Origin of the sequence: Nonomuraea sp. NPDC049784, assembly GCF_040659615.1 — a bacterium.
Lineage (GTDB): Bacteria > Actinomycetota > Actinomycetes > Streptosporangiales > Streptosporangiaceae > Nonomuraea.
Window position 1 is genome coordinate 1 of record NZ_JBFAMX010000353.1, and the last position, 10,391, is coordinate 10,391.

11 protein-coding genes are annotated in these 10,391 nt (G+C 70.1%); 4 read left to right on the top strand and 7 right to left on the bottom strand.

Translation table 11 applies throughout. The features are described 5' to 3' along the window. The 5 genes from mshC to AB0J09_RS42450 all read right to left on the bottom strand — a co-directional run. The coding region (gene mshC, locus AB0J09_RS42430; protein ID WP_360704192.1) for a cysteine--1-D-myo-inosityl 2-amino-2-deoxy-alpha-D-glucopyranoside ligase at positions 1-1,069 on the bottom strand (1,069 nt) is incomplete at its 3' end. A 10-nt stretch (positions 1,070-1,079) separates the two neighbouring features. Continuing rightward, positions 1,080-1,727, bottom strand: coding sequence for an NRDE family protein (locus AB0J09_RS42435; protein ID WP_360704195.1), 648 nt, complete (start codon positions 1,725-1,727; stop codon positions 1,080-1,082). 32 nt (positions 1,728-1,759) lie between these two features. Continuing rightward, positions 1,760-2,527: an SCO1664 family protein gene (locus tag AB0J09_RS42440; protein WP_360704198.1), complete on the bottom strand. Its 768-nt coding sequence runs from the start codon at positions 2,525-2,527 to the stop codon at positions 1,760-1,762. After that, positions 2,524-3,072, bottom strand: coding sequence for a DUF3090 domain-containing protein (locus AB0J09_RS42445; protein ID WP_360704201.1), 549 nt, complete (start codon positions 3,070-3,072; stop codon positions 2,524-2,526). Before AB0J09_RS42445 ends, AB0J09_RS42440 begins: the two co-directional genes overlap by 4 nt. Before the next feature lie 9 nt (positions 3,073-3,081). Continuing rightward, positions 3,082-3,768: an MSMEG_4193 family putative phosphomutase gene (locus AB0J09_RS42450; RefSeq protein ID WP_360704204.1), complete on the bottom strand. Its 687-nt coding sequence runs from the start codon at positions 3,766-3,768 to the stop codon at positions 3,082-3,084. A 155-nt stretch (positions 3,769-3,923) separates the two neighbouring features. On the opposite strand from AB0J09_RS42450, the gene AB0J09_RS42455 reads away from it, so the two are divergent. Further along, the gene (locus tag AB0J09_RS42455) at positions 3,924-4,871 is read left to right on the top strand and encodes an aldo/keto reductase (RefSeq protein WP_360704207.1); all 948 of its coding nucleotides are present in this window, start codon (positions 3,924-3,926) and stop codon (positions 4,869-4,871) included. A gap of 136 nt (positions 4,872-5,007) precedes the next feature. Further along, positions 5,008-5,805, top strand: a complete 798-nt coding sequence (locus AB0J09_RS42460) for a hypothetical protein (protein ID WP_360704210.1) — start codon at positions 5,008-5,010, stop codon at positions 5,803-5,805. Between the two features lie 113 nt (positions 5,806-5,918). Here the strand turns inward: AB0J09_RS42460 and fabI are convergent, their stop codons facing one another. After that, complete coding sequence (gene fabI, locus AB0J09_RS42465; protein ID WP_360704213.1) at positions 5,919-6,683, bottom strand: enoyl-ACP reductase FabI; 765 nt, start codon at positions 6,681-6,683, stop codon at positions 5,919-5,921. Position 6,684: 1 nt separating this feature from the next. Next, on the bottom strand, positions 6,685-7,380 hold the full coding sequence (fabG, locus tag AB0J09_RS42470) for a 3-oxoacyl-ACP reductase FabG (protein ID WP_357614903.1): 696 nt from the start codon (positions 7,378-7,380) through the stop codon (positions 6,685-6,687). Between the two features lie 77 nt (positions 7,381-7,457). On the opposite strand from fabG, the gene AB0J09_RS42475 reads away from it, so the two are divergent. Further along, the gene (locus tag AB0J09_RS42475) at positions 7,458-8,951 is read left to right on the top strand and encodes a TldD/PmbA family protein (protein ID WP_360704217.1); all 1,494 of its coding nucleotides are present in this window, start codon (positions 7,458-7,460) and stop codon (positions 8,949-8,951) included. Beyond that, positions 8,948-10,318: a metallopeptidase TldD-related protein gene (locus AB0J09_RS42480; protein ID WP_360704219.1), complete on the top strand. Its 1,371-nt coding sequence runs from the start codon at positions 8,948-8,950 to the stop codon at positions 10,316-10,318. Before AB0J09_RS42475 ends, AB0J09_RS42480 begins: the two co-directional genes overlap by 4 nt. The last annotated feature ends 73 nt before the right edge of the window (positions 10,319-10,391 follow it).

The following is a 10,391-nucleotide window of genomic DNA, read 5'->3' on the forward strand; positions in this document are numbered from 1 at the left end:
CGAGCTCGGACAGCGTCGCGACCTGGGACTCGCGCAGGATGCGCAGGATCGCCGCCGAGTTGAGAAGCCGGCGCTCGGCGTCGGCCATCAGCGACGGGACGTACTCCCAGTCGGCGCGGTAGTGGTGGGCCAGCAGGACGAGCCGTACCGCCATCGGGTCGTGCGCCAGCCGCAGCTTGGACACGAACACCAGGTTGCCCTTGGACTTGGACATCTTCTCGCCGTCGAGCGCCACCATGCCCGCGTGCGTGTAGAACTTGGCGAACGGCCACTCGCCCGTGAGCGCGTGGCCCTCGGATGCGCCGCACTCGTGGTGCGGGAAGATCAGGTCGGAGCCGCCGCCCGCCACGTCGAAGCCTGGGCCCAGGCTGTCGAGGGCGATCGCGGTGCACTCGATGTGCCAGCCGGGGCGGCCCCTGCCCAGGCGGGACTCCCAGGCCGGCTCGCCGGGCCGCTCGGCCCGCCACAGCAGCCAGTCGAGCGGGTGCCGCTTGCCCGCCCTGTCGGGGTCTCCTCCGCGCTCGGCGAACAGGGCCGTCATCTCGGCCTCGTCGTAGCCGGACACCTGGCCGTATTTGGGCGCGTCGCCCACGCTGAAGTAGACGTCGCCGTCGAGGACGTACGTGACGCCTTTGGCGGACAGCTTGGAGATCAGCTCGGCGACCCGGCCGACGACCTCGGTGACGCCGACGTACTCGCGGGGCGGCAGGATCCGCAGCGCCTCCATGTCGCCGCGGAACAGCTCGATCTCCCGCTCGGCCAGGTCGCGCCAGTCGACGCCGGTCTGCGCGGCCCGCTCCAGCAGCGGATCGTCCACGTCTGTGGCGTTCTGCGTGTAGTGGACCTCGTGGCCCGCGTCGCGCCACATCCGGCCGACGAGATCGAAGGCGTGGTAGGTGTTGGCGTGGCCGAGGTGGGTGGCGTCGTAGGGGGTGATGCCGCAGACGTAGATCCTGGCGGTCGGCCCCGGATCGGTCTGCCTCACCTGCTTGGCCGACGTGTCATAGAGACTCAGCGGAATGCTCTCACCTGGGAGCTTTGGAACGTTCTGGGCAGCCCACGATCTCATGTGTTTGAGCCTATCCGTCCCGATCAGCGGTCAGGTCGGCGAAGTCGTACGTCACGCCGTCCGGCGCGAGTGTGACCTCCATCACCGACAGGGAGGCGAAGATCCGGCCGTCTGGCAGCTCGTGCCGGACGATGAGCGCGGCCGGGTCGGCGGACGGCTCGGCCTTGATCAGCTCGCCCCAGGGCTCGGTCTCGAACCTGGGCAGGTACGCGGCGACCCGCTCGCTCTCCGGGTCGAGCCCCGTGTTCACGATCATGCTGGTGCCCTCGGGCAGGTCGGAGGCGCTCAGCCGCTCGCCGTCCCAGCTGAACAGGCGGATGCGCGCCCACTCGGCGAGCACCAGGTGGAAGGGGTCATAGCGGGCGAGGTCTCCGCCGGGCGTCTCGCCCGTATACGCGGCCCGCAGCGCCAGGTCTCCCCGGGAGATCCTGGTCGTCTCCTCGGCCTCCTTGCCGCGCCCGTTGAGCAGTGCCGCGGCGCGGCGGGCCGAAGGGTTGACGGCCAGCCAGGTGCCGCCGCCCTTGAGGTCGCGCCCGCCGATCACGCCCGGGTATTCCGGCCAGTGCTCCCCCGGCCCCTCCCATGGGCGGTCGGCGCTCTCGTCCCTCACGCCCATGAGGGTCAGCGGCCGCCCGGTTCTCACGATCAGCGTGCACATGGGGCAAAGGGTAATAAACAGGAAATGATCGGTTAGATCGGGGGCCAGGGTATGGCGGGCCATCCTTCCGACGGGTACGGGTGGACGCCCGTGTCGAGCAGCCGCCTGACCCGCTGCCAGGTGGCTTCCACCTCCTCCAGCGTCAGCAGTTCGCGCAGCCTGCGCCCGAGCGAGCCCGACTCGATGTCGCGCTCGAGTTTGGCCAGGACGGCCACCGCCTCGCGGGCCAGGGGCTTGCCCCGCCACTGCCAGAGCACGGTGCGCAGTTTGTCCTCGACGGAGAAGCAGACCCCGTGGTCGACCCCGAAGACGTGCCCCGTGGGCAGCGGCAGCAGGTGTCCGCCCTTGCGGTCGGCGTTGTTGACCACCGCGTCGAACACCGCCATCCGGCGCACCAGCGGATTGCGGCTCTTGACCAGCCGCGTGAGGTCGATCTCCCGCTCGGTGTCGATCCACAGCTGGACCATGCCCGGCCCGAAGGGACCCTCGCGGTAGACGGTGGGCGGCACGATGTTCCAGCCGGTGGCCTGCGACACCTCGAACGCGGCCACCTCACGCGCGGCGAGGGTGCCGTCGGGGAAGTCCCACAGCGGACGCTCACCGCGTACCGGCTTGTAGACGCACGCGGCCGAGCGGGAGCCCAGCTTGACCGAGCAGTACAGCGTCATGTTGGTGGCCTCGACGAGCCGGCCGGCCACTTCCAGGCGGCCGTCGCGCAGCAACGCGAGAGCCTCATCGTCTTGTATGGACGGCTGTTGTTGGGACGGCTTGATGGCCGGTTCGCTCTCAGGAGCGGTCATGAAGCCGCCTCACCCCCGCGGTATCCGTTGAGACGCACACAGACGTGCCCGGTGGCGTCGAGTGGCTGTCCGCACAGAGGGCACGGCGGTCGGCCCGCCGAGACGATCTGGAGGGCCCGCTGGGTGAAGGCGCGAGCGGCTCCCGCGCTGATGCGAACGCGCAGCACCGCCGGGTCGGGGATGTCGGCGTCGTCCTCGTCGACGACCTCCTGCGCCTCTATCACCACCTGCGACTTCTCCGCGTCCCACGCCAGCGCCATCGTGCCCACGCGGAAGTCCTCCGCGACCGGGGTGTCGAGAGGCGCGTCGTCGGTCAGGTCGGCGGGAGCGAGCGCAGGAACGTGCGCGGTGCCCCCGCTGAGCCGCAACACCTCGTCGAGCAGCTCATCCAGCCTGCCCGCGAGCGCCGCGACCTGCAGTTTCTCCAGTGCCACCGTCGTCAGTCTGCCCTCGGCCCTGGCCTGCAGAAAAAAGGCCCGCGCGCCCGGCTGCCCCAAGGCACCGGCGACGAACCTCTCTGGTGGGTCGTAGTCGAAGACCGGCATACGCTGACCTTACGTGGTTCCGGGTCCACCGCCGACGGCGGCATCGCTCCCGGTGATGTTTTCTCCCCCGTCTTTCTCCTCCGAATCCTCGGGAAGCCTCAATTCCCCCATATCGTTAAGCCTGAGAACAAAGGGGCGCAAGGGGGCATAGCGAATGATGGTGAGGGCCGCCGGATCAGCTGTTATCCGCTGAAAGTGATCGAGATGGAGCCCCAGAGCGTCCGCGACGATCGACTTGATCACGTCGCCGTGGCTGCAGACCAGGTAGACAGCCTTCTCCCCCAGGCGTTGATTCCACTCCCTGACCGCCGAGACGGCCCGGTGTTGCATCTCGGACAGCGACTCCCCTTCCGGGAATGTCGCCGCGCTGGGGTGCGCCTGCACCACCTGCCACAACGGCTCCTTGGCGAGCTCCTTGAGCGGCCGCCCGGTCCAGCCGCCGTAGCCGCACTCGATGAAGCGTTCGTCGGTCTGCACGTCAGTCTCGCGCCCCTGGGCGACGGCCTGGGCCGTTTCCTGGCAGCGTTCGAGGGGGCTGGAGACAACGGCGTCGAGCCTGACGCCCGCGACGCGGGCTGCCAGCGCCGCGGCCTGCGCCCGGCCGGCCTCGCTCAGATGCACTCCCGGCGTTCGTCCGGCCAGCACCGGGCCGGTGAGATCCGTGAGCCCGTGTCGGGCCAAAAGCAGCGTGGTCACCCGGCAAGTGTCGCAGGCGTCGATCACAACGTTTCATCCGCCTGGACGGCAAATGAGAAACCTGCGAGCCGGGCCGCCGCCCCCCGCGCTGACCACCAACAACAGTGGAGCGGCAGCCTGATGAGCAGGTTTCTTGTTGGTACCCTGGCGGGATCATGGAGCAGCGCTATGTCGGCCGCAGCGGCCTGTCGGTGTCCCGGCTGGGGCTCGGCACGATGACTTGGGGGCGTGACACCGACGCGGATGAGGCGTCCGCCCAGCTCCGCACGTTCCTGGAGGCCGGCGGCAACCTCGTCGACACGGCCGACGTCTACACCGGCGGCGACTCCGAGCGGCTGCTGGGGCGGATGCTGCGCGACTCCGTGCCACGCTCGGAGCTGGTCATCTCCACCAAGGCCGTGGTGACGCCGACCGGCCGCAGGCCGCGCGACGCCTCCAGGCGCCACCTGATCGCCGCGGTCGACGAGTCGCTCAACCGGCTCGGGGTCGACTACGTCGATCTGTGGCAGCTGCACACGTACGACGCCGAGGTGCCCCTGGAGGAGACCCTGGCCGCGCTCGACGCGATCGTCTCCTCCGGACGCGCCGTCTACGCGGGTGTGTGCGACTACACCGGCTGGCAACTGGCCGCCGCCGCGGTCACCCAGACGACCATCCCCGGCCGGATCCCGATCACCTCGGCGCAGGTCGAATACTCGCTGCTGGCCCGCGAGCCGGAGCGCGAGCTGCTGCCCGCCGCCGCCCACCTGGGCGTGGGCGTGCTGGCCTGGTCGCCGCTGGGCCGCGGGGTGCTCACCGGGAAATACCGCACCGGCATCCCGGCGGACTCCCGGGCCGCGACCCCGCACTTCACCGACTTCGTCCGGCCCTACCTGGACGAGCGCAGCCGCCGGGTCGTCGAGTCCGTCATGACCGCCGCCGACGGACTCGGCGTGTCGCCGCTGGCGGTCGCCCTATCCTGGGTACGCGACCAGCCTGGGGTCGCCTCGGCCATCGTCGGAGCCCGTACGCACGCGCAGCTCAAGGGGGCCCTGCTGGCCGAGGACGTGGAACTGCCCATAGAGATCCGAGAGGCCCTCGATGACGTGTCGTCACTCGACTGACCCCTCGACCCAGGAACGAGAGACTCCCTCGCGTATCACTAGTCGATACCGAATCGCAACTTTAGCTGGCAAACGCCTGCGTCCCGTGTGCGATGTCCATAAAGATTTCCCCTGGAAGCAACGCAGGAGGGGACGGATGGGGAGCAGGACCGCGATCTCGGCTGGAGTTCTCGCGGTGGCGCTGGCGGCCGTCCCAGTGGCGGCGCCTGCCGCTTCAGCCGCTTCTCAGGACTGCACGCGCGACGGGGGCCTGCTCTCTGGGGTGACCAACACGCTGTGCGACGTGGTGAACGGGATCACCAGCACGGTCGACAACCTGTCGGGCGGGACGACCAAGAAGGTGACGGACGGCGTCGACGAGACCACCGGCGAGGTCCTGGGCCGCGTCGGGGAAGCCGTACCGACCACCAAGACGACACCGACCCCCAAATCCTCCACGAACAGGCCCTCCCCCTCCCCTACGGGGCTGGACGGCGTGTGCCTGCCGGTGCTGGCGTGCCAGGACCAGGAGGCGGTGGAGAAGTTGTCGCCCACGCCATCGCCATCGCCTGACCGCACGTCACGGCCCCGGGAGTGGGGTGTGGAGTCCCTGCCCACGAAGAGGCCCACGCCGCCGGAGCAGCGGCCGCAGCTCATGGACACTGGGCGGCCGGTCTCCGAGGAGAAGACGGTGGACACGGACGAGCCCCGGGTGGATCTGCTGTGGCCCAATCCGTTCGCACATGAGCTGACGGTGCCGATGCAGGACCAGCGGGTGGTACGTCCCAGCCCGCCGGCCTCGGACGTGCTGGGGACGGTGCTGACGATCGCGCTGCTGGGGTCTGCGGTGCTGGCGACGCGGATCGTCCAGCAACGGCGGCACCGTACGGAGCCGACGGAGTCGATCCCCTTCGAGCCGGGCCGCGCCGGCAACGGCCGCCACCGCCTGGCCTGACCCGCCGACGCGGCGCGCCAAGGAAGCCCCGGGGAACCGGATCCCCGGGGCGCAGGTCGACCGGACCCCAAGGCGCGAGTCGAGCGCACCCCGAGGCCAGTGGAAAGGCGCTGTCAGGCGCCGATGGCGTGGACGCCGCCGTCCACGTGGACGATCTCGCCGGTGGTGGCGGGGAACCAGTCCGACATCAGGGCCACGCAGGCCTTGGCCGCCGGCAGCGTGTCCGACAGGTCCCAGCCCAGCGGGGCCTTCTCCGGCCAGCTCTCCTCGAACTCCTTGAAGCCCGGGATCGACTTGGCCGCCATCGTGCGCAGCGGGCCGGCCGCCACCAGGTTGACGCGGATGTTGTGCTGGCCGAGGTCACGGGCGAGGTAGCGGCTGCACGACTCCAGGCCGGCCTTGGCCACGCCCATCCAGTCGTAGACCGGCCACGCCTTGGTGGCGTCGAAGTCGAGGCCGACGACCGCCCCGCCCTCCTTCATGAGGGGCAGGCAGGCCACCGCCAGCGACTTGAACGAGTAGGTGGACACGTGCAGGGCCGTGGCGACGTCCTCCCAGGTGGTGTTGAGGAAGTTGCCGCCCATCGCCGTCTGCGGGGCGAAGCCGATCGAGTGGACCACGCCGTCGAGGCCGTCCACGTGCTCGCCCACCCGCGCCGCGAGCGTGTCGAGGTGCTCGGTGCTCTGGACGTCGAGCTCGAGCACCGGCGCCGGGGCGGGAAGGCGCTTGGCGATGCGCTCCACCAGGGACAGCCGGCCGAACCCGGTGAGCACCACGGTGGCGCCCTCCTCCTGGGCCAGCTTGGCCACCGAGAACGCGATCGAGGAGTCGGTGAGCACACCGGTCACGAGGATCCGCTTGCCTTCGAGAATGCCCATGTCAGTGCCCCATTCCGAGTCCGCCGTCGACCGGGATCACGGCCCCGGTGATGTAAGAGGCGTCGTCGCCGGCCAGGAAGCGTACGACGCGTGCCACCTCCCCGGGCACAGCCTGCCGCCCGAGGGGGATCTGGGAGACGATCGCCTCGTGGTCGAGGTCGGCCGTCATGTCGGTCTTGACGAAGCCGGGAGCGACCACGTTGACCGTGATGTTGCGCGAGCCGTACTCGCGGGCCAGGGAGCGGGCGAAGCCGACCAGCCCGGCCTTGGAGGCGGCGTAGTTGGCCTGGCCGGCCTGGCCGGACAGGCCGACCACGGAGGAGATGAGGATGATCCGGCCGCGCTTGAGCTTCATCATCGGGCGGATGGCCCGCTTGGCGACGCGGTACGCGCCCGTCAGGTTGGCGTCGATGACGTCGGTGAAGGTGTCTTCCTTCATCATGGCGAGCAGCGTGTCCTTGGTGATGCCCGCGTTGGAGACGAGGACCTCGACCGGGCCCTGCTCCGCCTCGACCTTGTCGAACGCGGCCTCGACGTCGGCCATGCTGGTGACGTCGCAGCGCACGCCGAACAGGCCCTCGGGCGGCTCCCCCGATCGGTAGGTGACCGCGACGGCGTCGCCGGCCGCGGCGAGTTCACGGGCGATCGCGAGGCCTATGCCGCGATTGCCCCCGGTGACGAGTACAGAGCGTGCCATGGCATCTGACGGTATCTCCTACCGGCGGGTATCCCGTTGTCCGGGTCAGACAAGATCACAGGGATAGGATCGTGGACATGCGCCAGATCGATTCCGACTTCCTGGAGCTGCCGCTGCGGCAGCTCGCGGACGCCGCATTGCAACGCGCTCGCGACCTCGGCGCCGAGCACGCCGACTTCCGGCTGGAACGCGTCAGAGCCGAGACGCTCAGCCTCTACGACGCCCGGCTCGAAGGCGCCATGGACGCCGACGATCTGGGCTACGCCGTGCGCGTCGTCAAGGGAGGCACGTGGGGCTTCGCCGCGGGCATCCATCTGACGCCGGAGGCCGCCGCGACGGTGGCCGAGCAGGCGGTGCGGGTGGCCGAGGTGAGCGCCCCGATCAACAGGGAGCCCATCGCGCTGGCGCCCGAGCCGGTGCACACCGAGGCGGTGTGGGTGTCGTCGTACGACGTCGATCCGTTCGAGGTGGCCTCCGCCGACAAGGTGAGCCTGCTGGCCGACTGGTCGGCCGGGCTGATGAAGGGCGCCGACCACGTGTCGGCGCGGCTGCTGCAGGTCAAGGAGCAGAAGTTCTACGCCGACACGGCCGGCACGGTCACCACGCAGCAGCGGGTGCGGGTGCATCCCAAGCTCAACGCGATGAAGGCGCACGAGACCGGCTTCGACGACATGTCGACCCTCGCCCCGCCGGTCGGGCGCGGGTACGAATACCTGACGGGCACGGGCTGGGACTGGCAGGGCGAGCTGGCCAGGCTGCCCGAGCTGCTGGCGGAGAAGCTGGCGGCACCATCGGTCGAGGCGGGCGACTACGACCTCGTCGTCGACCCGTCCAACCTGTGGCTGACGATTCACGAGTCGATCGGCCACGCCACCGAGCTGGACCGGGCGCTGGGCTACGAGGCGGCGTACGCGGGCACCAGCTTCGCCACGTTCGACCAGCTCGGCGAGCTGGTGTACGGCTCGCCGGTGATGAACGTGACCGGCGACAGGACGGTCACGCACGGCCTGTCCACGATCGGCTACGACGACGAGGGCGTGCAGGGGCAGAGCTTCGACATCATCAGGGACGGCATCCTGGTCGGCTACCAGCTCGACCGGCGGATGGCGCTGATGAAGGGGTTCGGGCGGTCCAACGGGTGCGCGTTCGCCGACTCGCCCGGCCACATGCCGATCCAGCGCATGGCCAACGTGTCGCTGGCGGCCGCGCCTGGCGGCCCTTCGACCGACGAGTTGATCGCGGGCGTGGAGCGGGGCATCTACATCGTCGGCGACAAGAGCTGGTCGATCGACATGCAACGCTACAACTTCCAGTTCACCGGTCAGCGGGCGTACAAGATCTCCCACGGGAAGCTGGCCGGGCAGATCAGAGACTTCGCCTATCAGGCGACCACGACGGACTTCTGGTGGTCGATGGAGGCCGTCGGCGGGCCTGAGACGTACGTGCTCGGAGGCGCGTTCAACTGCGGCAAGGGCCAGCCGGGCCAGGTCGCGCCGGTCAGCCACGGCTGCCCCTCTGCGCTGTTCAGGGGCGTGCGGATCCTCAACACCGTTCAGGAGGGCGGGAAGTGACGCCTCAGGAGATGGTCGAGAAGGCCCTGGAGCTCTCGGCGAACGACGACTGCGTGGTGCTCGTGGACGAGGGCTCCACGGCCAACCTGCGTTTCGCGGGTAACACGCTCACCACGAACGGCGTCGCCCGCTCCTCGCAAGTGACAGTGATCTCGATCGCGGGCGAGAGCGTCGGCGTCGTGTCGCGCTCGGTCGTACGCGATGAGCAGCTCGCGGACGTGGTGGCGGCGGCCGACGCGGCCGCGCGGGACGCCCAGCCCGCCGAGGACGCCCGCCCTCTCGTCGAGGGCGTGCCGGAGTCGCCTCACTGGGGCTCCTCCGTCGAGCCGACCGACATCGGGGTGTTCGAGGCGTTCGCGCCGGCGCTCGGCGACGCGTTCGCGGCGGCCGAGGCGGGCGGCAGGAAGCTGTACGGCTTCGCGGAGCACTCGCTGACCTCGACGTTCCTCGGCACGTCCACGGGCCTGCGGCTGCGCCACGACCAGCCGACCGGCCGGCTGGAGCTCAACGCCAAGTCGGCCGACCTGAAGCGCTCGGCGTGGACGGGCGTGTCCACGCAGGACTTCACCGACGTCGACGTCGCGGCGCTCGACTCCTCGCTGGCACAGCGGCTGGAGTGGGCCAAGACCAGGGTGGACCTGCCGGCGGGGCGCTACGAGACGCTGCTGCCGCCGAGCGCGGTGGCCGACCTGATGATCTACCTGTTCTGGTCGGCCGGGGCGAGGGACGCGCTCGACGGGCGTTCGGTGTTCTCCAAGCCGGGCGGCGGCACGCGCGTGGGCGAACGGCTGGCCACGCTTCCTGTCACGCTGTCGAGCGATCCGGGCGCGGCGGGCATCGCGTGCGCGCCGTTCGTGACGGCACACGCCTCCAGCAGGCAGAGCTCGGTGTTCGACAACGGGCTGCCGCTGGGGCCGACCGGCTGGATCAAGGACGGCACGCTCGAGGCGCTGCTGCAGACCCGCTACTCGGCGGAGCTGAGCGGGCTGGATGTGACGCCGGCGATCGACAACCTGATCATGTCGGGACCCTCAGGCGGCGGCTCGCTGGTGGACATGATCGCCTCGACGCAGCACGGGCTGCTCGTCACCTGCCTGTGGTACATCCGCGAGGTCGACCCCCAGACGCTGCTGGTGACCGGGTTGACCCGTGACGGGGTCTACCTGGTGGAGCATGGCGAGGTCGTGGGCGAGGTGAACAACTTCCGCTTCAACGAGAGCCCGGTGGACCTGCTCGGGCGGCTGACCGAGGTGGGAGCGGGCGAGCGCACGCTGCCGCGCGAGTGGAACGACTACTTCCAGCGCACCGTGATGCCGCCGGTCCGGGTGCCGGACTTCAACATGTCCACGGTCAGCCAGGCCAGCTGACGATTCTTCCGGGCCGTGGCCCCCCCGGTGGGCACCACACCCGCGGGGCCCGCCCCCCGCGTTTTTATACCCA

Coding starts and splice junctions, on each gene's coding strand:
- AB0J09_RS42455 (WP_360704207.1), top strand. CDS start 3,924: ATGGAGCAGCGCTATGTCGGCCGCAGCGGCCTGTCGGTGTCCCGGCTG.
- AB0J09_RS42445 (WP_360704201.1), bottom strand. CDS start 3,072: ATGCCGGTCTTCGACTACGACCCACCAGAGAGGTTCGTCGCCGGTGCC.
- fabG (WP_357614903.1), bottom strand. CDS start 7,380: ATGGCACGCTCTGTACTCGTCACCGGGGGCAATCGCGGCATAGGCCTC.
- AB0J09_RS42460 (WP_360704210.1), top strand. CDS start 5,008: ATGGGGAGCAGGACCGCGATCTCGGCTGGAGTTCTCGCGGTGGCGCTG.
- AB0J09_RS42440 (WP_360704198.1), bottom strand. CDS start 2,527: ATGACCGCTCCTGAGAGCGAACCGGCCATCAAGCCGTCCCAACAACAG.
- AB0J09_RS42475 (WP_360704217.1), top strand. CDS start 7,458: ATGCGCCAGATCGATTCCGACTTCCTGGAGCTGCCGCTGCGGCAGCTC.
- fabI (WP_360704213.1), bottom strand. CDS start 6,683: ATGGGCATTCTCGAAGGCAAGCGGATCCTCGTGACCGGTGTGCTCACC.
- AB0J09_RS42435 (WP_360704195.1), bottom strand. CDS start 1,727: ATGTGCACGCTGATCGTGAGAACCGGGCGGCCGCTGACCCTCATGGGC.